Origin of the sequence: Skermanella pratensis (genome assembly GCF_008843145.1) — a bacterium.
Classification (GTDB): Bacteria; Pseudomonadota; Alphaproteobacteria; order Azospirillales; family Azospirillaceae; genus Skermanella; species Skermanella pratensis.
In genome coordinates this window covers 33,779-58,914 of sequence record NZ_CP030265.1, presented here as the reverse complement: position 1 = coordinate 58,914, position 25,136 = coordinate 33,779, and the positions used below count along the sequence as shown (strand labels likewise).

The following is a 25,136-nucleotide window of genomic DNA, read 5'->3' as shown; positions in this document are numbered from 1 at the left end:
AGCCGCGCTCCGACTGCCCTAATGATCATATGTTATAGCGATCTGAACAAACAGCCCGGTGCTGGTCAAGAGGGCGATCGACCAACGGCGAACGCCGGGGAAGCGGACTTCCCCGGCGTGCCCAGGTGCCGACCCTTGCGGGAGGAGCCTCTTACTTCTCGCCGCCGCCCAGGCTGTGGACGTAGACCGCGAGCTGCTTGATGGTGACCGGGTCCAGACGGCTGCTCCAGGCCGGCATGACGCCGGCGCGGGCATAGGTGATCGTCTCGACGACGGTCTTCTTGTCGCCGCCATAGAGCCAGATGTTGTCGTTCAGCCGGGGAGCCCCGACTTCCCGCATCCCCTCGCCCTGCTCGCCGTGGCACGACGCGCAGTTCTCCGCGTACACCGCGGCGCCGCGGCCGGCGGCGGCCTTGTCCGTCTCCCGGCCGGTCAGCGACAGGACATACTCGGCCGTGTCGTCGATCTGCGGACGGGTCAGCAGCTGGTCGACTCCGAACTTCGGCATCTCCGAGATGCGGGTGTCCTCGTCGTTGGTCGAGCGGATGCCGTGCAGCAGCGTGGTATGGATGTCATCCGCCTTGCCGCCCCACAGCCAATCGTCGTCGGCCAGCGTCGGGTAGCCCTTGGCACCGGCGCCGCCGGCCGCGTGGCAGGCCGCGCAGTTGTCGGCGAACGCCGTGCGGCCGCCGGCCGTGGCGAAGGCCAGCAGGTCCTGGTCGGCCAGGATCTGATCGAACGAGGACTGCTCGATCTTCGTGCGGAAGGCGCCCTGGGCTTCGCGGGCCTTCGCCAGGTCGGCGACGACCGTCTCGCGCTGGCTGTAGCCCAGGATACCGGTGGTGTAGGTCGTGCCCAGCGGGATCGCCGGGTACAGGATCCAGTACACCACCGAGAAGGCGACGCAGACGTAGAAGACGTAGAGCCACCACTTCGGCAGCGGGTTGTTCAGTTCCTGGATACCGTCCCACTCGTGGCCGGTGGTATCGACCCCCGACAGGGAGTCCTTTTCAACCTTGGTCGGCATGACCTATTTCTCCTGGCCTTCATCCTTGAACGGGATGCGGCTGGCTTCGTCGAACTTCGCCTTGTTCTTGGGCCGCAAGGCCCAGAACAGGACGCCGACGAACAGCAGCATCAACCAAACCGTCCAGAAGGAGCGCAAAAACGACGCGATTGCGTTCAGATCCACTGGTTCCACCAACTACTGCTTGAAATCGGCCGGCTGATACTTCGTGAAGTCGACCAGGGTACCGAGCATCTGCAGGTAAGCGACCAGCGCATCCATCTCGGTCACGACCTTCGGGTTGCCGTCGAAATCGGCGACGACGGCCTTGGGATAGCGGGCCAGGAGACCGTCGGTCTCGCCGTCCGGCCGCTGCTGGACCTCGAGGTCCTTGGCGGCGACGTCGATCTGCTCGGCGGTGTAGGGGACCCCGACGATGCTCAGGGTCTTCAGATGCTCCTTGACGTCGCCGTACTTCAGCGGGCGGTCCAGGAGGAAGGCGTAGCCCGGCATGATCGATTCCGGCACCAGGGCGCGCGGATCGACCAGATGGGCGACCTGCCACTGGTTGGAGTACTTGCCGCCGACCCGGGCTAGGTCCGGGCCCGTGCGTTTCGAACTCCACTGGAAGGGATGGTCGTACATGCTCTCCGCCGCCAGGCTGTAGTGGCCATAGCGCTCGGCCTCGTCGCGGAACGGACGGACCTGCTGGCTGTGGCAGTTGTAGCAGCCTTCGCGGACGTAGATGTTGCGGCCCATCTGCTCGAGCGGGGTGTAGGGGCGGACCCCCTCCACCTTCTCGATGGTGGTCTCGATGGTGAACAGGGGGACGATCTCGACCAGGCCGCCGATCGAGACGGTGAGCAGGATCAGGACCATCATCAGGGTAACGTTCTTTTCAATCAGCCCGTGATTGAAAAGGCCGGGCTTCTTGTCGGTGCTAGCCATCGTGCTGGGTCCTTACTCGGCGGCCGGCGCGAACTTGCGCGTCGGGGCGGTGACGTAGGCCTTCTCGACCCGGATGTCGCCCTTGGTCGTCCGCCACAGGTTGTAGACCATGATCAGGGCGCCGATCAGGAACAGCACGCCGCCCATGGCGCGGATCACGTAGAAGGGATGCATGGCCGCCACGGTCTCGACGAACGAGTACTGCAGGAAGCCGAGGTTGTCGTAGGCGCGCCACATCAGGCCCTGCATGATGCCCGAGATCCACATCGCGGTGATGTAGAGGACGATGCCGATGGTGGCGGTCCAGAAGTGATAGCTGACCAGCCGCAGCGAGTAGAGCCGCTGGGCCTTCCAGAGCTGGGGAACCAGGTAGTATACCGCGCCGAAGCTGACGAAGGCGACCCAGCCGAGCGCGCCGGAGTGGACGTGGCCGACGGTCCAGTCGGTGTAGTGCGACAGGGCGTTGACCGCCTTGATCGACATCACCGGGCCTTCGAAGGTGCTCATGCCGTAGAACGCGACCGAGGTGACCAGGAAGCGCAGGACCGGGTCGGTGCGCAGCTTGTCCCAGGCGCCGGACAGGGTCATGATGCCGTTGATCATGCCGCCCCAGGACGGCATCCACAGCATGACGGAGAAGGTCATGCCCAGCGTCTGCGCCCATTCCGGCAGGGCCGTGTAGTGCAGGTGGTGCGGGCCGGCCCAGATGTAGAGGAAGATCAGCGACCAGAAGTGGATGATCGACAGCCGGTAGGAATAGACCGGGCGGCCCGCCTGCTTGGGGATGAAGTAGTACATCATGCCCAGGAAGCCGGCGGTCAGGAAGAAGCCCACCGCGTTGTGGCCGTACCACCACTGGATCAGCGCGCCCTGCACGCCCGCGAAAAGCGGATAGCTGGCGGTGCCGAAGAACGAGACCGGGACGTTCAGGTTGTTGACCAGGTGAAGCATCGCGATGGTCACGATGAACGCCAGGTAGAACCAGTTGGCCACGTAGATGTGGGGTTCGCGGCGCTGCATGATCGTGCCGACGAAGGTCAGCAGGTAGACCACCCAGACGACCGTCAGCCACAGGTCGACGTACCATTCCGGCTCGGCGTATTCCTTGCCCTGGGTGATGCCCAGGACGTAGCCCGACGCCGCCAGCACGATGAAGAGCTGGTAGCCCACGAACAGGAAGTTGGCGATCGCCGGCCCGCCCCAGAGCGGAGCCCGGCAGGTGCGCTGGACGACGTACAGCGAAGTGGCGAACAGGGCGTTGCCGCCGAAGGCGAAGATCACCGCCGAGGTGTGCAGTGGCCGCAGGCGGCCGAAGCTGGTCCATTCCAGGCCCAGGTTCAGCACCGGGAACGCCAGTTGCAGGGCGATGAAGATGCCGGCGGTAAAGCCGATCACGCCCCAGAAAACGGTGGCGATGACGAACAGGCGGATGACAGCCTCGTTGTACGAGACGGCCTCCTCACCTGCCCGCTCGCCTCCCACGGACGAACCGTGGGACAGGGTCGCTGCTGTCATTACCTATATCTCCCGTCTGGCGGGGACGGGCCGGACGGGCCGGTCGTTCCTCGCCACCGTAAGGTTGCTCTTATTCCATCGTGCCGGGTCCGCACCACCGCGACGGCACGCGGCACGTACGCAAATCCCTTTGACGGGTGGGGACTATGGGGATGCCGCTGGCCGGCAACATTGATCTACGTCAAGGACCCATGGGCTCGGGGGCTGCCATCGTCACGTCCTGACCCGTGGTCGAGACGCCCATGCACGACAATTATGTTGCAAAACCCTTAGCCCGCCGTCAGATCGACCAGGCTTTCCCGGTGGTGCAGACGATCGCACCCGATCTCGACGTGGAGCGATGGCGCGATTTTGCCGCAGCCGTCCTGGCGGTTCCGGAGCTTGAAACCGGCGGCCAATCCCCCTCGGGGAAAAGCCGGACCCGGCCCCGGGGAATCATGACCGTGCAGAACGCCCGCGGCTACATCCACGGCCTGTTCAGCTATGCGGTAGAAAACCACCTGCGCCACGGCCGGGTGCTGGCGGTCGAGAACTTCATCGTGCTCGACCTGTTCGACCTGGCAGGCGCCGCCGACGCGCTGCTCGGCGCGATGGACAGGGTCGCCGGCGACCTCGGCTGCACCGCGATCCACACCAACCTGCCGGACGACTATTCGAGCCTGCCGGAATACTGCAACTGGCTGCTGAACAGCTTCCGGGAGGCGGGCCATGCCGTGGAGACCCTGAGGCTGTGCAAGCTGATGATCGAGATGGCGCCCGTCACGCTGGATATCGCGAACGACCAGTAGGACGGGCACGGGAAGGCCGGGGACCCTCTTGCTGTTGCCAGGGCGCCGGCAACCGCTAGACTGCGGGCCATGAGCGACATTGCCCCCCGACCCACCATCCGCCTGCAGCCGAGCCGGCACAAGCGGGTCCAGCACGGCCATCCCTGGGTCTATTCCAACGAGATCCACATGGACAACACGGCCAAGGCGATCCCGCCGGGCAGCGTCGTCCGGGTGGTGACCCACGATGGCGCACCGCTGGGCGCCGCCACCTTCAACCCCCATACGCTGATCTGCACGCGGATGCTGTCGCGCGACCCGGACGCGGCGATCGACCGCGGCTTCCTGGCGGAACGGCTGCACCGGGCGCTGAGCTTGCGCGAGCGGCTCTACGACCGGCCGTTCTACCGGCTGGTCCACGCCGAAGCCGACGGGCTGCCGGCCCTGGTCGTCGACCGGTTCGGCGACGCGGTGGTCGTCCAGGCCAACTCCGCCGGGATGGACCGGTTGACGCCTTCCCTGCTGGAGGCGCTGGACGAGGTGCTGTCGCCCGCCGCGGTGGTCCTGCGCAACGACAGCCCGGCGCGCGGGCTCGAAGGCCTGGGCGGCGAGGTCAGGGTCGCCAAGGGGGAACTGGACGGCGCGATCCGGCTGGAGGAGAACGGCTGCACCTTCTTCGCCGATCCGGGCGCCGGACAGAAGACCGGCTGGTTCTACGACCAGCGCGACAACCGGGCGGCGATCGCGGCGCTGGCGCGCGGCGCGCGGGTGATCGACTTCTACAGCTACAACGGCGGCTTCGCGGTCCAGTGCGCCAAGGCCGGGGCCGAGTCGGTCGTCGCGGTGGACCGGTCGGAATCGGCTCTCGCCAACGGCGTCCGCGCGGCGGAGGCCAACGGAGTCGCCGGCCTGTGCGAGTTCCGCCGGGCCGACGCTTTCGAGGAGCTGGAACGGCTGGCGGCGGCCGGCGAGCGGTTCGGCGTGGTGATCGCCGACCCGCCGGCCTTCGTGAAATCGAAGAAGGACCTGCAGGCCGGGACCCGGGCCTATCGCAAGATGACGCGGCTGGCCGCCTCGATCACGGCGCCGGGCGGCTTCCTGCTGGTCGCGTCGTGCAGCCACAATGTGGACGTGCCGCTGTTCGCCGAGCAGGTCTCCCGGGGCCTGGGCGACGCCCGCCGCTCGGGACGGATCCTGCGGACCGGCGGTGCGGCGCCGGACCATCCGGTCCACCCGTATCTGCCGGAGACCGCGTACCTGAAGGCGCAGGTGCTGCAACTGGACTGATGCCGACAGTCGTTTCGCAGACGGAACGCAGGAAAGGCAGGGCGCCGTGACCGGATCGACCTGGGGATGGGGAAGGTGGCGCCCGGCATGGCCGGGGACCTACCCGCGCGGTTTCCGCGGGCTGGCGGCAGCCCTGGCCCTGGCGGCCTGCATCCTGGTGCCGCCCGCCTCCTGGGGCGCGGCGGAGTGGGCGCGCGGGCAGGCCCTGGACGAACTGGCCGAGACGGCGCAGGCGCGGCTGACGCTCTATACCGCCACCCTGACCGCCGAGATCGAGAAGTACCGCGTCCTGCCGCTGACCCTGGCCTGGGACCCCGACGTGGCGGCCCTGCTCGCCTCGCCGCGCGACATCGCGCTGGTCGACCGGGTCGACCGCAAGCTGGCGACGCTGAACGCCGGGGCCTCGCTGTCGGCGCTCTACGTCATGGCGCGCGACGGCACCACCCTGGCGTCGAGCAACTGGACCGAGGAGTCCAGCTTCATCGGCCGCAACTTCGCCTTCCGCCCCTATTTCCGGGAGGCGGTGGCGGGGCGCGTCGGGCGTTATTTCGCGATGGGAACGACTTCGCAGAAGCCCGGCTATTATATTGCGTACCCGGTCTGGGCTCCCGTCTGGGCGGAGCACCACACGGTCGGCGTGGTGGTCGCCAAGGTCGCCATGGAGCCGCTGGAGGCGACCTGGCACGACATGGCCGGCGAACGGGTGTTCGTCACCGACCGGCACGGCGTCGTCTTCATCACCAATGTCCCGGATTGGCGCTTCCGCACCCTGGCGCCGCTGACGCCGGCGGCGCGGCGCGAGTTCGAGGCCAGCCAGCAATACGAGGGCACCGGCCTGGAGCCCCTGCCCCGGCTGGACAGCGCCCTGGTCCACCATGCGCCGGTCCCCGACACGGACTGGAAGGTCCATGTGGCGCTCGACAGCAGGCCGGCCGACGCCCGCGCCTGGTCGGCCGGCCTCAGCGCCGGCATCGCGACGCTCCTGCTGCTGGCGGCGGGGCTGGTGGTGCTTCAGCGCCGGCTGGCGATGGTGGAACGGCTGGAATACCAGCGGCGCGCACACCTGATGCTGGAGCACCGGGTCACCGAGCGGACCGCCGAGCTGAGTTCCGCCAACGCGCGCCTGACCGGAGAGATCGCCGAGCGCGAGCGGGCGGAACAGGCGGCCCGGCGCGCCCAGGAGGACCTGATCCAGGCGGCGAAGCTGGCGGCGCTCGGCCAGATGGCCGCGGGGATCGTGCACGAGGTCAACCAGCCGATCTCCGCGATCCGGTCCTATGCCGAGAATGCCGGGCTGCTGCTGGACCGCGGGCGCCTCGACCTGGTGCGCGCCAACCTGCTGGAGATCACGGGGCTGACCGAGCGGGTCGCGACGATTACCCGGCAGCTCAAGACCTTCGCCCGCAAGTCGTCGGGGATGCTGGGGCCCGTCTCCCCCCGCGTCGCGGTCGAACGGTCCATGGCGCTGCTGGGCGCCCAGGCCAATGCCCTGGGCGCCGAAATGGTGCTCGAGCTGCCGGATGAAACGGGGCCGGAACGGGTTCCGATGGTCCTGGCCGACGAGGCGCGGCTGGAACAGGTGGTCGTCAACCTGCTGCGCAACGCGCTGGACGCGGTTTCCGCCCGCAACCGCCGGCGCGTCACCGTCAGCCTGGACCGGGCCGACGGGCATGTCCTGCTGAAGGTGCGCGATACGGGTCCCGGCATCCCGGAGGAGGACCTGCCCCGGCTGTTCGACCCGTTCTTCACCACCAAGGAGGTCGGGGTGGGGCTGGGGCTCGGCCTGTCGATCAGCTACGGCATCGTCCAGGACTTCGGCGGCCGGATCACCGCCGCCAACCATGAGCAGGGGGGAGCTGTCTTCACCGTCGCATTGCGCCCGGCGCCACCGTCCGACCCGGCCGCTCCCGGCGCCTGATTTTGCCGCTATTGTTTTTCAATTGATCGTATTTCGATTCACGGGGACTTGTGCCGGCGGGCGCCCGGAACCATCTCGGCATGGCCAAAGCATAAGGGTCCGGGCCCCGCTGGCGGCCGAGGCGTCGGCCGTGATGTCGGACCTTCGTCAGCAACAGCCGACGCAGCAGCGTAACGGGTCACTCGGCACATGGACGCCCTTCTCGCCGTCTTATCGGCGGATTTCCTAGGCAAGCCCGCCTGGATCTGGTTCACCTTCATCGCCATCGTCATCGCCCTCCTGGCCTTCGACCTCGGCGTGCTGCACCGCAAGACCCACGAGATCGGCATCGGCGAAAGCCTCTGGCTCAGCGCCGGCTACATCGCCATGGGCTGCCTGTTCGGCACCTGGGTCTGGTGGTATTTCGGCCCCGAGCCGGGCATGCAGTACTTCACCGGCTTCTTCGTCGAGAAGAGCCTGGCGATGGACAACGTGTTCGTCATATCGCTGATCTTCAGCTACTTCGCCATTCCCCGGCTCTACCAGCACCGGGTGCTGGTCTGGGGCATCCTGGGCGTCATCGTGCTCCGCGGCATCATGATCGGCCTGGGCGCCGCGCTGGTCACCGAGTTCGACTGGATCCTCTTCATCTTCGGCGCCTTCCTGCTGATCACCGGCGTCAAGATGCTGCTGGTGTCCGACAACATGCCGGACATCGAGAAGAACCCGATCCTGAAGTTCCTGCGCAGGCGGCTCAACGTCACCGACCGGCTCCACGGCGAGAAGTTCTTCGTGAAGCTTCCGGACCCGAGCGGATCGGGCAGGATGGTGCGGTTCGTGACCCCGCTGTTCCTGGCGCTGGTGCTGATCGAGTTCGCAGACCTGGTTTTCGCGGTGGACAGCGTGCCCGCGATCTTCGCGATCACGACCGACCCGTTCATCGTCTACACCAGCAACATCTTCGCGATCCTGGGCCTGCGGGTGCTCTACTTCGCGCTGGCGGCGATGGTCCACCGGTTCCATTACCTGAAATACGCGCTGTCGCTGGTGCTGATCTTCATCGGCGGCAAGATCTTCTACAACCAGTTCTACGGCAAGCTGGACCCGGTCATCTCGCTGTCCGTCACCTTCGGCCTGCTGGCCGCCGGCGTCATCGTGTCCCTTGTCATGACCCGGGGTGGCGGCGGCGGTGGCGGCCCCAAGGCGGAGGAGGCATCCGCCACCGCCCGCTGACATCCATGTGACGCATGTCCGGGGCCGCCCTTGGAAAAGGGGCGGCCCTGCGACATTTTCAGGTGAGCGCCGATCGTCCCTTCCGGATATATTAGCGCAGCCTGAAACAATTGATCCGAGGGATTCCGCCATGTCCGCCAGCCGGCCCGGAGAAAACCGGGTCCCCGCCCCGGGGGCGACGGGCAGGTCATGGTGGCGCCGCCTCCTGATCGTCCCGCCCATCTTGCTCGGCGCCTTCGTCCTCGTCACCTTCGCCCGCGACAAGGCGGCGCCCGTCCAGGTCGAACGGGCCGAGACCGCGCGGCCGGCGCGGGTGATCGAGGTCGCGGCCCTGCCCGTGGCGCCGCGCGCCACCGGCTTCGGCCCGGTGCGCCCCGACCGGGTCTGGACCGCCATCGCCCAGGTCGGCGGCACCGTCGTCGAGATCCATCCCGACCTGAAGCGCGGCGCCCTGTTGCCCGCCGGCGCCCTGCTGGTGCGGATCGACCCCGCCGACTACGAGCTGGCGATCGCCCGCATGGAGGCGCAGCAGCGCTCCACCGAGGCGCAGATCCGGGAGCTGGACGTCCGGGAGGTCAACCTCCGCCAGGCGGTCGCGATCGAGCGCGAGGCGCTGGCCGTCACCACCCAGGACGTGGATCGCAAGCGCAACCTGTCGGCCTCGGGCGCCGGCAGCCAGTCGGCGCTCGATCAGGCGCTCAACTCGATGCTGGCCCAGCGCCAGCGGCTCCAGGGCCAGCAGACCTCGCTCGACCTGATCCCCAGCCAGCGCGACCAGCTGCGGGCCACGGCGGCGCTCCAGGAATCGCAGCTGTCCGAGGCCCGGCTGGCGCTGGAACGGACGGAAATCCGCATGCCCTTCACCGGCCGGATCAACGAGGTCTCGGTGGAGCGCGGGCAGTACGCGGCACCCGGCACCCAGCTCGCCGGCGCCGACGGGATCGAGCTGGCCGAGGTGGCGGCCCAGGTGCCGCTGGACCGGCTGCGGCCGCTCGTCGCCGGGCTGCTCGGCGGCGGTTCGGTCGAACCCGGCCGCGGCCTGCCGCCGCTGGACAAGCTGGGGCTGGAGGCGGTGGTCCGGCTGCGCACCGGCACCCTGTCGGCCGAATGGCCCGCCCGGTTCGCCCGCATGGGCGACGGCGTCGATCCCAAGACCCGCACGATCGACGTGATGGTCGTGGTGGACCAGCCCTATGCCAGGGCCATACCCGGTATCCGGCCGCCGCTGACCAAGGGCATGTTCGTCGAAGTCGAACTGAGGGCTCCCCCCGGCCCGCCGGTGCCGGTCATCCCCCGGGCGGCCCTGCAGCCCGGGGACCAAGTCCATGTCGCCACCCGGGACGACCGGCTGGAGATCCGCCGCGTCACGGTCGCCGACGCCCATGGCGGTTTCATAACGGTCGCGGAAGGGTTGAGGCCGGGCGAGCGCGTGGTGATCTCCGACCTGATCCCGGCGGTGGAGGGCATGCTGCTGGCGCCGCTGCGCGACGAGGCCGCCGAGTCCGGCCTCGCGTGGGACGCCGCCGCGGCGCCCCCGATGCATTGACCGGGCACCCGCCATGATCGCCTGGTTCGCCCGCCACCCGACCGCCGCCAACCTGCTGATGCTGTTCCTGCTGGTGATCGGGCTGGTCACGGCGCCGGGGCTGCGGCGGGAGACCTTCCCCGACTTCACCCTCAGCCAGGTGCAGATCCAGATCCCCTACCCCGGCGCCAGCGCGGAGGAGGTCGAGGAGGCGGTCTGCCAGCGCATCGAGGACGCGGTCGCCGGCGTCAGCGGCGTGGACGAGGTCCGCTGCGAATCGCGCGAAGGGCTGGCCGCCGCCATCATCGACATGGTCGAGGGCGGCAATCCCGACCGCTTCCTGGAGGACGTCAAGGCCGAGGTCGAGGCGATCACCGCCTTCCCCGACCTGGTCGAGCGGCCGGTGATCAAGCGGCTCAACCTGACCGACCGGGTGGTGTCGATCGCCGTCACCGGCCCGATGTCGGTGCCCGACCTGAAGATCTACGCCGAGGGCGTGCGCGAGCGCCTGCTGCGCCTGCCCGAGGTGTCGGAAGCGACGCTGACCGGCTTCTCCCAGCGCCAGATCCGGGTCGAGCTGGACCAGGGCGCGCTGCGCGCCCACGGGCTGAGCGTCGCCGACGTCGCCGGCATCATCGGCCGCCAGAGCCTGGACCAGCCGGCCGGCACCCTGGAGACGGCGGAGCGCAGCCTGACCGTCCGTTTCGCCGACGAGCGCCGGACCGTGCGCCAGCTCGCCGACCTCGTCGTGATCGGCGGGGCCGGCGGCGGCGAGGTGCGCCTCGGCGCCATCGCGGCGATCACCGAACGGTTCGAGCTGGACGAGGCCAAGACCCTGTTCGACGGCAAGCGCGCCGCCATGCTCCGGGTGACCAAGACCAAGCAGCAGGACACGCTGCGGGTGATGGCCGCGGTCCGCGGCTTCGTCGAGCAGGAACTCCGCACGGCGCCTCCCGGCGTCGGCTATGCGCTGACCCAGGACGTCTCCTCGATCGTGCAGGACCGGCTGGACATGCTGACCGGCAACGCGCTCCAGGGAGTGGTCCTGGTCTTCCTGTCCATGTGGCTGTTCTTCAGCCTGCGCTATTCCTTCTGGGTCGCCATGGGGCTGCCGGTGGCGCTGGCCGGCACGATCTTCGCCATGCAGTTCATGGGCCTGTCGATCAACATGATCACCATGGTGAGCCTGCTGATCGCACTGGGCCTGCTGATGGACGACGCCATCGTGATCGCCGAGAACGTGGCGACCAAGCTGGCCGCCGGATTGCCGCCGATGGAGGCGGTGATCGAGGGCACGCGCGAGGTCGCGTCGGGGGTCTTCGCCTCCTACGTGACGACGGTCTGCGTGTTCGGGCCGCTGATCCTGATGGAGGGCGACATCGGCAAAGTGATGGCAGTGCTTCCGGTGGTGCTCATCGTCGCGCTGACGGTCAGCATCGTCGAAGCCTTCCTGATCCTGCCGCATCATCTGGCGAAGAGCATCCCGCCCGGCGGCGAGCGGCGGAACGCGGTCAGGGTGCGGCTCGACCGCGGGTTCGACTTCGTGCGCGACCGGCTGCTCGGCGGCCTGGTGGACCGGGCGGTGGAGTGGCGCTACCTGACGCTCGGGCTGGTGATCTGCGCGGTGCTGGTGTCGGCCGCCATGCTCGCCGGCGGCACCGTCAAGTTCCGGGCCTTCCCGCAGATCGACGGCAACGTGCTGGAGGCGCGCATCCTGCTGCCCCAGGGCACGCCGCTGGCCCGGACCGAGGAGGTCGTGGCCCGGGTGACCGGGGCGCTCGACCGCGTCGCCGCGAATCTCGCCCCGCGCCAGCCCGACGGCGCCGCGCTGGTCCGGGCGGTGACCGTGCGGTTCAACGAGAACCAGGACGCCTACGAGACCGGACCGCATCTCGCCTCGGTCTCCGCCGACCTGCTCACGGCCGAGCGGCGGGACGGCACGATCGACGAGATCACCGCCCTGTGGCGGGCCGAGATCGGCCTCCTGCCCGACGTCCTGGCGCTGACCTTCAAGGAGGCGCAGGTCGGCCCCGGCGGTCTGCCGATCGACATCAGGCTGGCCGGCGGCGACCTGGACCGGCTGAAGGCGGCCTCGCTGGAGCTTCAGGACTGGCTGGGCCGCTATCGGGGTGTCGAGGACCTGTCCGACGACCTGCGCCCGGGCAAGCCGGAGATGGGGCTTCGCCTGCGCGAAGGCATCTTCGGCCAGGGGCTCGACTCGGCGGCACTCGCGGCCCAGCTCCGGGCGGCATATTTCGGCCAGACCGCGGCGGAGCTCCAGGTCGGCAGCGAGTCGATCGAGGTCGACGTCCGGCTGGCCGCCGCCGACCGGACCACATTGGCCGACCTGGAGGATTTCCCGGTCACCCTGCCCGACGGCGGCCAGGCGCCGCTGCGCTCGATCGCGGTGCTGGAGCCGGACCGCGGCTATGCCCGGATCGGCCGGATCGACGGCCGGCGCACCGTGATCGTCCGGGGCGAGATCGACACCCGGATCGCCAATGCCAACGAGGTGATCGCCGATACCCGCGCCCGCTTCCTGCCCGAGCTGCGCGCCCGCTTTCCGGACGTCGACATCACGCTGGAGGGCCAGGAGCGGGAGCAGGGCGAGACCGGCGACAGCCTCAAGCGCGGCTTCATGATCGGCCTGTTCGGCATCTTCGTGCTGTTGAGCCTGCAGTTCCGCAGCTATATCGAGCCGGCCATCGTCATGGTCGCGATCCCGATGGCCCTGATCGGCGTGGTCTGGGGGCACTGGCTGGCCGGCTTCGACGTCTCCATGCCCAGCATGATCGGCTTCGTCTCGCTGGCCGGCATCGTGGTCAACGACTCGATCCTGCTGGTCGAGTTCGTCAAGCTCCGCGCGCGGGAGGGACGCGACGTCGTGTCGGCCGCCCGGATCGCCAGCCGCCAGCGCTTCCGCGCGGTGCTGCTGACCTCCCTGACCACCATCGCCGGGCTGCTGCCGCTGCTGGCCGAGCGCAGCCTCCAGGCCCAGGTGCTCCAGCCGCTGGTGGTCAGCCTGGTGTTCGGCCTGCTGGCGTCCACCGTGCTGGTGCTCGTGGTGGTCCCGTCGCTCTACGCGATCCTGCACGATTTCGGCCTGACCGCCCTGGCCCGGGAGGACCGCGAGGCGGCCGCGGCGATCGCGGCGGCCGGGTGATCCCGAAGCAGGACGGCAAAGAGTGGTAAAGAAAGGGGTAGGTTCGCGCTCCCCTTACCGGCTGGGACAGAAGAACAAGGCAATAGATCGCCGGATCATGTCACTGGCCTGCGAAGGGAAATGCATGTTACAACATGCCCGTTTTCCGTGGTAGCTCGTCCTCGGCGCACCCTATACCAGCCATACCTGATTAACTTTTTAAGTCCGAACCAAGAAAAAACCATCCAAGCAACGGACTTATGGGCAGAGAGAAATATTTTAGGCAAAGCCAGGGGCTAGCCAGTAATGTCTCGTATTAGCTTAGTCTGTAGAAACCAAGGCATTTCCACCAGGGGTCATCTGGTTTTGCTGGCGCTTGGCCTGTTCATACCGGTTTCGATATTTGCGTCCTATCTGCTGCTGCATCAAGTCGACCTCCAGCGGTCACAGATCGAGCGCGATCTGCTCAAGGAATCGCGGTCGATCACTGCCATGATTGATCGCGACATGCGCGGCGTGATGGCGATGCTGGAGACCCTGGCCCTGATGCCGTCGCTCCAGCAGGAGGATTTCGCGACCTTCCACCAGCAGGCGAGCCGGATCACCGAGCGCCACGGAATCGTCATCCTCCTGACCGACCGGACCGAGCAGCAGCGGCTCAACACGCGGGTTCCCTGGAACACGCCGCTGCCTTCCTTCTTCGACGACGATGTCGCGCGGTCTGTTCTCGAAACCAGGATGCCCCGCGTATCCGACCTGATGATCGGGCCGGTCTCGGGGACCGAGGTCATCGGCATCGTCGTCCCGGTCCTTCGAGCCGGAGAGGTCGCCTATTTCCTGACCGCCAGCCTGCCATTGAAGCGCATCCGGGAAATCCTGACCCAGGCCCGCATCGGCGATGGCCTGACCGCCACCGTCACCGACCGCAAAGGCAACGTCCTGACCCGCGTGCCGGCCCGCGAGAGCCCGAACCGGGAGGGCGCCGGCGGGGCCGGATCGCCCGGCAGGATCGCAAGCGAGGGCGTGACGACCGCGGCCGGACCGGGAGGCGCCGATCTCGTCTCGGGCTACAGCAGGTCCGACCTGACCGGATGGGTCGCCACGGTCGGCCTGCCCGACCAAGCCGTCGACGCCGCGGTCATGGCCGAACTCTGGTCTTCCGTTCTGCTCGGCAGCGTCCTGCTCGCCCTGTCCGGGCTCCTGGCCTTCGGCCTGGGCCTCCGAATGTCGCGGGCGGCGCAACGGCTGACCTTGGCGGGCAGAGCGTTGGGGGGCGGCGAAGCCGTTCCCCGGATCCGCACCGGCTGGCGGGAAGCCAACGAGATCGGCCTGGCCCTCACCGCGGCCTTCCAGAAATTGGACGAGAGGTCCATGGCGCTGCGCGCGGCCGAAAGCCAGTACCGTATCCTGGAGCTCGGCTCGCCGGTCGGGATCTTCCGCACGGACCCGGAGGGGCGCTGCACCGGCGTCAACGAGCGCTGGTGCGAAATGGCCGGCGCCCGGCCGGAGCAGGCGCTCGGCAACGGCTGGACCGACTTCCTCCATCCGGAGGACTACGACCGGGTCTTCTCCGAATGGCGTCGCAGCGCCCTCGATAACCGGCCCTTCCGTTTCGAATACCGCTTCCGCACGCCATCGGGCAAAACCACCTGGGTGCTGGGCGAAGCCCTGGTCGAGCGGAACGATGCGGGAGAGATCACCGGCTTCGTCGGCACCACCACGGACATAACCGCGAACAAGCTGCTGGAACGCCAGCTGATCGACGCCGAGGAACAGCTGGCCCGCGCGATGGCCGCCGGACGCATGTTCGCCTTCGATTGGGACATCGGGACCGACGCCGTGCGCAGGAGCGAAGGCTGCGCGGCGATCCTCGGCCTGGAGGGGGATGCGACGGCGGATACCGGACGGAATTTCTTCGCGACCGTCCATGCGGAGGACCGCGTGGAGTTCGCCGCCACCGTAACCCGGCTGGAGCCTGCTTCCCCGAACTACACCGTCTCCTACCGCTACCAGCGCCCCGACGGCGCGGTGGCCTGGCTCGAGGAATCCGCGGCGGCCGTTTTCGATCTGGACGGCAGCAAGGTCCGCCTGACCGGAATCACCGCCGACGTCACCGCCCGCAAGCAGGTCGAGGCGGCGTTGCGGGAGAGCGAGGAACGCCTGCGCTTCGCGCTCGACGCCGCCGCGATCGGCATCTGGCAGATGGACGTGGCGGACACCCGCATGGCGTGGAACGATATCCAGTACCGCCTGTTCGGGCTCGACCCGGCCACGCCCGCGCCGAGCTTGAATGCGTTCGGGGCACTGATCGACTCCGAGGATCGCGCCACCCTGATGGACCGGATAGACCAGGCCGTCCGGACAGGCCAGGGGTTCGAGATGGATTTCCGCGTCCGGCGCCCTCCGGATCCGCTCCGGCACAGGGAGGAAGTCCGCTGGCTGTCGATCCGGTGCAGCGTGCAGCGGAATGCGGCCGGCAGGCCCGAGCGCATCATCGGGGTCAACTGGGACGTCACCGAGCGTAAGACCGCCGAGGCCATCCTGCGCGACAGCAACGCGGCCCTGGAGGCGCGCGTCGCCGAGCGCACCCGCGCGCTGACCGACGCCGCCCGAGAACTCACGGCGGAGATCCGCCGGAGGGAAGAGACCCAGGCGGCGCTGCTGCAGTCCCAGAAGCTGGAAGCGCTGGGCCAGCTGGTCAGCGGCGTCTCGCACGACTTCAACAACATCCTGTCCGTCATCCAGAGCAGCTACAGCCTGCTCAGGCGGCGGATCGACCTTCCGGAGCAGGTCAGGATCCTCGACCTGGGGGAGCAGGCGGTGGTCCGCGCGACCGGCCTGATCCATCACCTGCTGGCCTTCGCCCGGCGGGAGGAGACGCAGCCGGCCCTGGTCGACCTGACCGCGGTCCTGCGCGAAAGCGAAGACATGATCTGCCACACCGCGGGCAGCGGGGTGCGCTGCGCCTTCGACCTCCAGGGCGATCTCTGGCCGGTGATCGTCGACCCCTCGCGCCTGAACGCGGTCCTGCTGAACCTGGCGGCCAACGCCCGGGACGCCATGCCGAACGGCGGCGAGCTGGAGATATCGGCCCGCAACCTTCCCGCCGACGAGCGCACAGGGTCGCGGGAGGGGATCCTCATTTCCGTGAAGGACAGCGGCGTGGGCATGACGCCGGAAGTGGTCGCCCGGGCGTCGGAGCCCTTCTTCACCACCAAGCCGCGCGGCAGGGGCACCGGCCTCGGCCTCGCCTCCGCCCATGCCCTGACCGCGCAGTCCGGCGGCAAGCTGCGGATCCTCAGCGCCGTCGGGGCCGGGACCACGATCGAACTGCACCTGCCGCGCGCCCAGATCTCGGCGCGCGAGGACGAGCAACTGCCGGCTGCCGGGCCTGCCTCGCCGGGGGGAGGCGCCACGATCCTGCTGGTGGACGACGACGACAGCCTCCGGGCGCTGACCGCACACCTGCTGCGCGATCTCGGCTACGCCGTGATCGAGGCCCGGAGCGCCGAGACCGCGATCGCCCTGGCGCATCTCACGGACCCGCTGGACCTCGTCGTGACCGACATCACGATGCCGGGCGACTCCGGTCCGGTCCTGGGGACCCGGCTGCGGCTCGACCGGCCGAACCTGCCGGTCCTGTTCATCAGCGGCGACCGCCAGGACACCGTGCCGGACGGCGAGCGGCTGCTTCGCAAGCCGTTCAGCAAGACCCAGCTGGCCGAGGCGGTCCTGGAACGGCTGGGCCGCCTTCCACCGGCGCTTCAGGCCGAGTCCGCGGCAGACAAGCTGCGCAACCGGTTGAGGAGTCCCCGCCTGCGCGATGCCTATGAACGCTGGAAGACGGCGCGGATCACAGGCGGCCGCCTGCCGGGAACCGATCTTTTCCCGCCCGACGACCGACCCGTGGCCGATAACAGTTTCCTGGTCGAAGCGATCGGCAGCGGTCGTACCGGGGAGTTCCGCTACCTGCGGATCGGCGACGCCCTTGCCCAAAGGCTGGGGCGGCCGCTGGTCGGCGAACTGGTCGACGACGGCGGCGAAGAACTGGGCTCCGCCGGCGCCTCGTACCGCCGCTGCATCGAATCGGAGTCGCCCTCCTACGAATATGCCCGCTACGCGCTCGCCGACGCGGCGCCGCTGCTGTTCGAACGGCTGCTGCTTCCCCTCTCGTCGGACGGTACCCTGGTGACCCACATCCTGGGCATCGCCTGTTTCACCGATCTCGCGGGTCCCGACGCCCACCAACGGAGCAGGCCATGAACGACTCGTCCGAAGTCGATTTCGACATGCCCGACCTTGCTGGGACCATCGAGCGGTTGCCGCCGTCCGAGGTCGATGGGCTGCCTTTCGGGGCGATCCGGCTCGACGCCAAGGGTGACGTGACCTTCTACAGCGCCGCGGAGGCACGGCTTTCCGGCTACGGGGGGCGCCCGGCGCTCGGCCGGTCGTTCTTCACCGACATGGCGCCCTGCATGGACAACAAGGAGTTTCGCGGCCGGATCGACCGCGCCAGGGCCGTCGGCAAGTACGACCTGGAGTTCGGCTGGATCGGCGATTTCGCCGACCGCTCGCGGGAGCTTCAGGTGCGCATCCAGCCCGCCTCGGACGGCGGCTGCTGGATCTTCATCCGGCGCGACTGATTTGCCGCAAAACGGTTGCCCTACCGCCGGAACACCCCGACCAGCTCGACATGGGACGACCAGAGGAACTGGTCGACCGGCGTGACTTGCTCCAGGCGATAGCCGCCATCGACGAGCGTGCGGGCATCGCGCGCGAATGTCGCCGGGTTGCAGGACACGCCGACCACCGTTGGGACGGCCGACGCGGCGAGTTGGACCGACTGGGCGCGGGCGCCGGCGCGCGGCGGATCGAAGACCACCGCATCGAAGCGGGAAAGCTCCTCGGCACCCAGAGCATCGGCGAAAAGGTCCCGGCGCTCCGCCGTCACGCCCGCTTGCCCCCTGCCGGCGGCCACCAGCGCCGCGTGGGTCGAGGCGTCGCCCTCGACCGCGTGGACGGCGGCCCCGGGGACAACCCGCGACGCCAGGGGAAAGGTAAAGGTGCCGAGCCCGGCGAACAGGTCGGCGACGCGGGCGGCTGGACCGACTCCTGCCAGCACCGCCTCGACCAGCGCCGCCTCGCCCGCGGCGCTCGCCTGAAGGAAGGCTCCCGGCTCCACCGGAACGGCGATCCCGCCGAACCGGGCATGGAGCGTCCGGCGGGCGGCGACCGGTTCCGCCGCCGCCGTGGCGGAGCGGCGCCACGACAGCCGGCCGATGTCGTGGGTTTCCGCGAAGGCGGCCATGCGCTCCCGCGCGTCCAGCCCGGGCTCCGGACCGCCGGTCAGCAGCAGGTCGATACCGCCGTCCAGCACCGCCACGGCGACGTCCGCCGTGCCGCCGTCCGGCAGGACCGCGCAGAGGAGGGCTTCGAGCGGAGCCAGCAGGTCCAGGATCGCCGGCTCGACCACAAGGCAGCCGGTCACCGCGGCGATCCGGTGGCTCGACCGCTCGTTGAAGCCCAGGACGCACCGGCCGCCGCGCCTGGCCGCCGCGAAAGTGGCGCGCCGGCGGCTCGCCGCGACGGTCCGGACGGTCGGCGCGACCTCGGCGCCGGCAAGCCCGGCCCGGGCCAGCGCGGCCGATACCTGGGAGCGCTTCCAGGCGCCATAGGCCGCATCCTCCAAATGCTGGAGCGCGCAGCCGCCGCAGGTGCCGAAATGACGGCAGGGCGGTGCCACGCGGTCCGGGCCGGGTTCCGACACCTCCAGCAGGGTGGCGGCGACTCCGTCCCCGCGCGGCTCGCCGAGGGCGGCGCGGACGCGGTCGCCGGCCACCGTCAGCGGCACGTAGACCCGGCGTCCGGCATGCTCGGCGAGGCCGTCGCCCCGCGCGCCGATTTCCAGTATCTCGAGCGTCACCGGGGCGAAGGCGGCGGGCGCGGGCCTCTTGCGCTGGTGGCGCCGCTGCGGTCGGCGTGCCATGGATCAGCCGGCCAGCCCGGTCAGGCGCGCGCGGACGTCGGCCGGGATTTCGACCGAGCGGCGCTCGGCCACGTCGATGATCACGCAGATCGCCTCGCTGGTCGCGATGCAGGTATCGTCACGGAACACGGCACCTGCCAGCGTCAGCGACGAACGGCCGAACCGGGTCACCCGCAGGCCGATCCGGATCCGGCTGGGATAATGCAGTTCGGCCCGGAAATCGATGGTGAGCCGCGCGATCACGACCGAGCGCGGCCCCGACACCGGCGAATTGCCGGAATCGTGGAACAGCGCCACCCGGGCGCTCTCGAAATAGGTGCTGATGGCGGCATTGTTGACGTGCCCGACGGGGTCCAGGTCGGCGAAACGGACGGTCTCGTCGATCCAGTACCGGTAGAAGTCCGGGCTGGTCGCTTCCGGAGTTTCCGTATCTGCCATGTCGTTCATCCTCGGTCTGACTGTGATCGGGTCCTGTCGGCGGCGCGGAGCTTCCACCTGGCGGGTCCGCTTCCGCTCCGGCCATGTCCCGGATGCAGCAAAGCGGGTTCTCGTTCGTTACCGCAAGGGAAGCCGGCGCTGCGGAGCGGGGCATATTTGCCACGCGCCTTTCGATCCGGAATGCTATAGCTCGCACATCGACCCATCACCAGACGCGACCACCATGCCCCAAGGGGATCCTGAAATGACCGACCAGAACAACAGCCCTGCCGAAGCCATGTTCGACAAGGCGCTCGACATCGCCGAGAAGCACCTCGAGGCGGCGATGAAGGAAGGCGGGCCGCTGTCCTCCTATGTCGCCGTCGCCATGATCGAGGCCGCGGTCAACCAGGCGGTCGAGGAGACCAGCCACGCCGATGTGGTCGACATGCTGCGCGACTTGGCCAGCCAGATCGAGCAGGATGCCGAGGAAGAGGACTGACCGGGGCGGCACGGTTCCCGCCTCGTCCGGAACGGGGTGCGCCTGAAGGCTTGGCGCCCCTTAGTGCGTGACGCTTTCCCGGACCCACCCGGCGACGATCTGGCTCGCTTCCAGGGTCGGGACCAGGGGGCAATGCCAGAGATAGATGGTCAGGGCGGCTTCGAACGCGAAGCGGTCGGGCTGCCCTTTTCCACGAAGCTCCCGATAGGCTCGGACGACCGCCGGCATGCAGGCCGCCGCCTTTCCGCCGGACCCTTCGGGCGGAATACTTGTCATGTGCGCCTGGAACTCACTGCCTGAAAATCGCTGAACCCGGTGTCACTTGTCGCCGCCGGGCTTGGACGTCCGGTTCGTCGGAACACCGTAGAGCTCCAGCCGGTGCCCGATCAGTTCATAGCCGAGCTCCCGGGCGATCCGTTCCTTCAGCCGCTCGATCTCCTCGTTGACGAACTCGATCACCTCGCCGGACTGGAGATCGATCAGGTGGTGGTGGTGTTCCTCCCGATTCTCCTCGAACCGCGACCGGCCGTCGCCGAAATCCAGACGCTCGATGACGTTCGCCTCTTCGAACAGGCGCACGGTACGATAGACGGTGGCGATGCTGATCTTGGGATCGATCTCGACGGCACGACGGTAGACCTGCTCGACATCGGGATGGTCGGTCGATTCGGAAAGCACGCGGGAGATCACCCGGCGCTGCTCCGTCATCTTCAGACCTTTTTGGACGCACAGTTCTTCCAGGCGCGTGGGCATGGGTTCCTCGATTTTCTGCGGACTAGCGCTCTAGACTAAACTGTTTCTAAAGTGGGTTCGCCTGTCCGTTCGACAAAATAATTTCCGTCATTGGGCATACCAGGGTCCCGGGATCGAGATTGTGACATGGGTTCCCCCGATTCCGCCACCCGCATCAGCGGCCCCGGCCGTTCCGGCGTCGCCGGGCCCGGTTCGCATGGTCGCCCCGATCTGCCGGAGCAGCCCTTTGATGAGCCGAAGCCCTAGGCCGCGATCGGTACTCGCGCCGGACATGCCGACGCCGTCGTCCGAAATCTCGAGCACGGCGCCGCCGCCCTCGGCGTGCAGGCCGATCCGGATCGTCCCGTTCCCGCCGGGAAAGGCGTGCTTGAAGGCATTCGCCACCAGCTCGTTGGCGATCAGGCCCAGAGGGATCGCGGTGTCGAGGTGGCAGGACAGGGTGTCGCCCGAGACTTCCAGCTTGATCCCGGGAGGGTTGCCGAAGGTACGGGCCAGGGCCTCGCACAGCCCGCGCAGCTGGCGTCCGAAGTCGATCCGGGAGAATTCCTTCGAGGCATAGACCTGTTCGTGGATCCTGCCCATGACGCCGATCCGCTGCCCGATGATTTCCATCCGGTCGCGGGCCTGCGGATCCTCGATCTGCATCGCCTCGAGCTGGATCAGGCTCCAGACCACCTGGAGGTTGTTTTTTACCCTATGATGGACCTCCTGAAGCAGTTCCCGACTTTCGGCGAGCGAGGTGGCCAGCCGGTTCTGGGTTTCCTTCAGGTCGGTCACGTCCAGGGCTACGCCGTCCCACGCCGTTTCGTCTTCGCCGGTCAGCACGGGGCGCGCCATGATGCGGACCCAGCGGACCGGTCCGGCGGTAGGGCCGATCCTGGCCTCCAGGTGCCGGGCTTCGAGGGGTGGCGTCTCCGGGGTTTGCAGCCGGCTGCCGTCCTCGGCCGGCCGGAAGACTTCCCGCCAGCCGTCGCGGTCCTCGGGGTGGATCAGCAGCTCCAGCTCGTCGGCGCCCGGCGGTGCTTCCGGCACCTCTCCGGCAAGGCTGTTCAGCCCCGCGCTCAGATAAGGATAGCGTATCGCGCCGTCAGGGTCCCGGACCCGCCGGAAGATCATGCCGGGCAGGTTGGCCGCCACGTCGGCGAGCCGCCGTTCGGCCATCCGCTCGCCCTCCAGCGCCAGCAGCCTGCGTTCCATGGCATGCCGGCGGTTGGCGTTGCCGACCAGCAGCGCGCCGAGCCCGACGGTGGCGGCCAGCGCGAGGAGGCCGCCGCCGGTCACCGCCATGAGCGACCGGCGCACGGGGCCGGCCACCGTTTCGCCGGGCGCCCCCACCACCACGGTCCAGCCGGTCGAGGGCGACGTGACGAACGCGCTGTAGACCTCCTCGCCCTCCTTGCTGCGGGCGAAGAAGAAGGTCTGATCGCCCTGGTCGATCCGCTGCCGGAGCGACTCTGTAGCCGGCTTCCCGACGAACTCCTCCTGCCTGCGGGTCCTGGCGAGGATTACCCGCTCGGTGTCGAGGGCCGCGCCGACCCAGTCGGCCGGCATCTTCGGCCCACCCAGCGCCGCGCTGAGCGCCCGGCTGCGCAAGTCGGCCGACAGGGCATAGACGGCGGCGCCGTTCCGCAGCACCGGGACGACGATCGAAACGAAGGGTTCGCCGCGGGCGTCGTGCCGCACCTCGCTCACGGCCGGCAGCCTTGCCGAGACGACACCGGTAACCGTTTCGGGCGACGGCGGCGATGTCGTCGCGTCAACGCCGCCGCCTCCGGCGGGCAACGTGAGCAGCGGAGTTCCGTCGCCGGCCCGCAGCAGCCGCAGGGACAGCCAGTTCCCCCGGCTTTCCAGCAGCCGGCGCGCCACCGCCGCGAAATTGACGATGTCGTTATCGTCCAGATGGATGGAGGTCGCCAGCGACTCGAGCCCCACGATGTTGGACACGAGCTCCCGGTCCAGCGCATCCTCGAGTGCCGCGGCGGCGTGGCTGAGCATGCGTTCGACCGTCTCCTTCTGCTGGCGGTCGAACAGCACGACCATGGCGCTGGAAAACGCCAGGAGCGGGAGCAGGACGGCCGTGGCGAGGACAACGACTTGGAGGCGTTGCTTCATGGCGGGCTTGAACTCGAATCTGTCCGGGTCCGCCGCGGCGGGAGCGGCTAGGGACGATGTCGGCGGGGCCAAAGGGCAACTCTTATCCGGTTTGACCGCACGGCGACAGTCGATAGTTCGTCAGACCTCGAACCAGCGGGCCATGATACTGCGGATATGTCCCTACTCCCCGATCCACCAGGCGTCGATCACCATGCCGTAGACCGGAGTCACCGCCGGCCTGCGGAGCCGGGCCCAGTAGGCGACCCGGTCGTCCGGCAGGTGGTAGAGCGGAACGGCATAATGCCCCCAGGTCAGCGCCCGGTCCAGCGCGCGGACCCGGGCGACCAGGTCGGCCCGGTCCCGGGCCGTGCCCAGCCCCCGCGCCAGCGCGTCTACCGCCGGGCTGCGGATGCCGGCATAGTTCCGGCTGCCCTCCTGGTCGGCCGCGTCGCTGCCCCAGTAATAGAGCTGCTCGTTGCCGGGCGACAGGGTGGAGGTCCAGCGGTTCAGGGTCATGTCGAAGTCGAAGCTCTCCAGCCGGGCTTGGTACTGGGCGCTGTCCACGGTGCGGACGCGCGCCGAAACCCCGATGCGCCGCAGCGCCCTGGCATATTCCAGCGCCACCTTCTCGTCCCCCGGCGATACCAGCAGGATCTCGAACTCCAGCGGGGCGCCGCCGGAATCGACCAGACGGCCGTCCCGGACCGTCCAGCCCGCTTCAGCCAGCAACTGCTGGCCCCGGCGCAGGTTAACGCGCAATCCCGCCGGTCCGCTTCCGTCGGTCGCGGGCGGGACATGGGCCGGCCCGAACGCCTCGGCGGGCAGGTGGCGTCGCAGCGGCTCCATCACCGCCAGTTCGGCCGGCCCCGGCGGACCGGCCGCCGCCAGCTCGGAATTGGGGTAGTAGCTGGCCGTCCGGCGGTAGGCCCCGTGGAACAGGGTGCGGTTGATCCATTCGAAGTCGAGCGCGTAGCCCAGCGCCTCGCGCACCTTCGGGTCGGCGAACGCGGGGCGCCTGGTGTTGAAGATCAGGCCGCGCATCGGCTCCGGCCGGCCGTGGGGCAGCCGTTCCAGCGTGACCCGGCCATCGCGCGCGGCCGGGAAACCATAGCCGGTGGCCCATTTGGCCGGGTCGGTCTCGCGCCGGAAATCGTAGGCTCCGGCTTTGAACGCCTCCAGCGCCACGCTGTCGTCACGGTAATAGTCATAGCGGATCTCGTCGAAATTGTACTGGCCCCGGTTGACGCCGAGGTCGCGGCCCCAATAGTCCGGCACCCGCCCGTAGGCGATCGAGCGGCCCGGCTCGAACCGCGCGACCCGGTACGGCCCGCTGCCCAGCGGCGGTTCCAGCGTGGTTCGGTCGAACTCGCGGTCCTTCCAGTAATGTTCCGGCAGGATCGGCATCAGGCCCATGATCAGGGCCATCTCGCGGTCGATGTCCCCGGCATCCCCGGTACCTTGACCTTGGGCGAAGGTGAACCGCACGCTCCGCCCGCCGGTCTGGGCGGCGTGGGACACGCGCGCATAGTAGCTCCGGTGGTTGGGCCGGCCTTGGTCGCGCAGGGTGCGCCACGAGAACAGCACGTCGGCCGGCGTGATCGGCACGCCGTCGTGCCAGCGCGCGGACTGGTTCAGGGTGAACTCGACCCATGAACGGTCGTCCGGCACCGTGACGGACTCGGCGATCAGCCCATAGAGCGAGAACGGCTCGTCCCAGCTCCGCTGCATCAGGCTCTCCGTCACATAGCCCAGCCCCAGCGCCGCGCGGCCGCGCACGATGAAGGGATTGAGGGTGTCGAAGGTGCCCCCGGCGGCGTTGCGGAAGATTCCCCCCCTGGGCGCCGCCGGGTCGGCATAGTCGAAATGGTCGAACCCGGCGGGATAGCGCGGTTCGCCGTGCATGGCGATGGCGTGGGCCGGGTGCCCACCGTCCGCGGCGGCAGGCGCGGCGGCGAGGAAGGCCGGGACGAGGACGGCCGCCAGCAGGCGGCGGATCGGAATTGCGCACATGGACGGCGAGTGTCCGCATCCGGCCGCTTGCGCGCAAGCCGGATCGACCGGCCG

General features: G+C 68.9%; 19 protein-coding genes. 9 read left to right on the top strand and 10 right to left on the bottom strand.

Going from position 1 to position 25,136, the window contains the following annotated elements:
* Positions 1-151: 151 nt before the first annotated feature.
* The 4 genes from ccoP to ccoN are packed head-to-tail and all read right to left on the bottom strand — an operon-like array spanning position 152 to position 3,469.
* Positions 152-1,027, bottom strand: coding sequence for a cytochrome-c oxidase, cbb3-type subunit III (ccoP, locus tag DPR14_RS00230; RefSeq protein ID WP_158043369.1), 876 nt, complete (start codon positions 1,025-1,027; stop codon positions 152-154).
* Between the two features lie 3 nt (positions 1,028-1,030).
* Positions 1,031-1,192 carry a cbb3-type cytochrome oxidase subunit 3 gene (locus DPR14_RS00225; protein ID WP_158043368.1) on the bottom strand — a complete coding sequence of 54 codons (162 nt, stop codon included), beginning with the start codon at positions 1,190-1,192 and terminating at the stop codon, positions 1,031-1,033.
* Between the two features lie 12 nt (positions 1,193-1,204).
* Positions 1,205-1,954 carry a cytochrome-c oxidase, cbb3-type subunit II gene (gene ccoO, locus DPR14_RS00220; protein ID WP_158043367.1) on the bottom strand — a complete coding sequence of 250 codons (750 nt, stop codon included), beginning with the start codon at positions 1,952-1,954 and terminating at the stop codon, positions 1,205-1,207.
* A gap of 12 nt (positions 1,955-1,966) precedes the next feature.
* Positions 1,967-3,469, bottom strand: a complete 1,503-nt coding sequence (gene ccoN, locus DPR14_RS00215; protein ID WP_158043366.1) for a cytochrome-c oxidase, cbb3-type subunit I — start codon at positions 3,467-3,469, stop codon at positions 1,967-1,969.
* A 242-nt stretch (positions 3,470-3,711) separates the two neighbouring features.
* On the opposite strand from ccoN, the gene DPR14_RS00210 reads away from it, so the two are divergent.
* From DPR14_RS00210 to DPR14_RS00175, 8 genes are all read left to right on the top strand, one after another.
* Entirely contained in the window at positions 3,712-4,257 is a 546-nt protein-coding gene (locus DPR14_RS00210) for a hypothetical protein (protein ID WP_158043365.1), read from the top strand.
* A gap of 69 nt (positions 4,258-4,326) precedes the next feature.
* Positions 4,327-5,523, top strand: coding sequence for a class I SAM-dependent rRNA methyltransferase (locus DPR14_RS00205; protein ID WP_158043364.1), 1,197 nt, complete (start codon positions 4,327-4,329; stop codon positions 5,521-5,523).
* A 46-nt stretch (positions 5,524-5,569) separates the two neighbouring features.
* Positions 5,570-7,441: a sensor histidine kinase gene (locus DPR14_RS00200; protein ID WP_158043363.1), complete on the top strand. Its 1,872-nt coding sequence runs from the start codon at positions 5,570-5,572 to the stop codon at positions 7,439-7,441.
* Positions 7,442-7,630: 189 nt separating this feature from the next.
* Complete coding sequence (locus tag DPR14_RS00195) at positions 7,631-8,653, top strand: TerC family protein (RefSeq protein ID WP_158043362.1); 1,023 nt, start codon at positions 7,631-7,633, stop codon at positions 8,651-8,653.
* A 130-nt stretch (positions 8,654-8,783) separates the two neighbouring features.
* Positions 8,784-10,199: an efflux RND transporter periplasmic adaptor subunit gene (locus DPR14_RS00190; protein ID WP_158043361.1), complete on the top strand. Its 1,416-nt coding sequence runs from the start codon at positions 8,784-8,786 to the stop codon at positions 10,197-10,199.
* A gap of 13 nt (positions 10,200-10,212) precedes the next feature.
* Entirely contained in the window at positions 10,213-13,341 is a 3,129-nt protein-coding gene (locus DPR14_RS00185; RefSeq protein ID WP_158043360.1) for an efflux RND transporter permease subunit, read from the top strand.
* A 471-nt stretch (positions 13,342-13,812) separates the two neighbouring features.
* Entirely contained in the window at positions 13,813-17,583 is a 3,771-nt protein-coding gene (locus DPR14_RS00180) for a PAS domain-containing protein (RefSeq protein WP_192499193.1), read from the top strand.
* Positions 17,580-17,963, top strand: a complete 384-nt coding sequence (locus tag DPR14_RS00175; RefSeq protein ID WP_158043358.1) for a PAS domain-containing protein — start codon at positions 17,580-17,582, stop codon at positions 17,961-17,963. The genes DPR14_RS00180 and DPR14_RS00175 overlap by 4 nt, the downstream gene beginning before the upstream one ends.
* Before the next feature lie 20 nt (positions 17,964-17,983).
* Here the strand turns inward: DPR14_RS00175 and DPR14_RS00170 are convergent, their stop codons facing one another.
* Together DPR14_RS00170 and DPR14_RS00165 are read right to left on the bottom strand one after the other, a co-directional pair.
* Positions 17,984-19,306, bottom strand: coding sequence for a class I SAM-dependent RNA methyltransferase (locus DPR14_RS00170; RefSeq protein WP_158043357.1), 1,323 nt, complete (start codon positions 19,304-19,306; stop codon positions 17,984-17,986).
* A 3-nt stretch (positions 19,307-19,309) separates the two neighbouring features.
* On the bottom strand, positions 19,310-19,744 hold the full coding sequence (locus DPR14_RS00165) for an acyl-CoA thioesterase (RefSeq protein WP_158043356.1): 435 nt from the start codon (positions 19,742-19,744) through the stop codon (positions 19,310-19,312).
* Positions 19,745-19,988: 244 nt separating this feature from the next.
* On the opposite strand from DPR14_RS00165, the gene DPR14_RS00160 reads away from it, so the two are divergent.
* The gene (locus tag DPR14_RS00160) at positions 19,989-20,225 is read left to right on the top strand and encodes a hypothetical protein (RefSeq protein WP_158043355.1); all 237 of its coding nucleotides are present in this window, start codon (positions 19,989-19,991) and stop codon (positions 20,223-20,225) included.
* A 60-nt stretch (positions 20,226-20,285) separates the two neighbouring features.
* Here the strand turns inward: DPR14_RS00160 and DPR14_RS00155 are convergent, their stop codons facing one another.
* The 4 genes from DPR14_RS00155 to DPR14_RS00140 form a co-directional block, all read right to left on the bottom strand.
* A complete protein-coding gene (locus DPR14_RS00155; RefSeq protein ID WP_158043354.1) occupies positions 20,286-20,501 on the bottom strand; it encodes a hypothetical protein in 216 nt (71 codons plus the stop codon).
* A gap of 42 nt (positions 20,502-20,543) precedes the next feature.
* Positions 20,544-20,978 carry a Fur family transcriptional regulator gene (locus DPR14_RS00150; protein ID WP_158043353.1) on the bottom strand — a complete coding sequence of 145 codons (435 nt, stop codon included), beginning with the start codon at positions 20,976-20,978 and terminating at the stop codon, positions 20,544-20,546.
* 87 nt (positions 20,979-21,065) lie between these two features.
* Complete coding sequence (locus DPR14_RS00145; RefSeq protein ID WP_158043352.1) at positions 21,066-23,090, bottom strand: sensor histidine kinase; 2,025 nt, start codon at positions 23,088-23,090, stop codon at positions 21,066-21,068.
* Between the two features lie 162 nt (positions 23,091-23,252).
* Positions 23,253-25,082 (bottom strand): extracellular solute-binding protein, encoded by a 1,830-nt coding sequence (locus DPR14_RS00140; RefSeq protein ID WP_158043351.1) that lies wholly within the window; start codon positions 25,080-25,082, stop codon positions 23,253-23,255.
* Positions 25,083-25,136 lie beyond the last annotated feature (54 nt).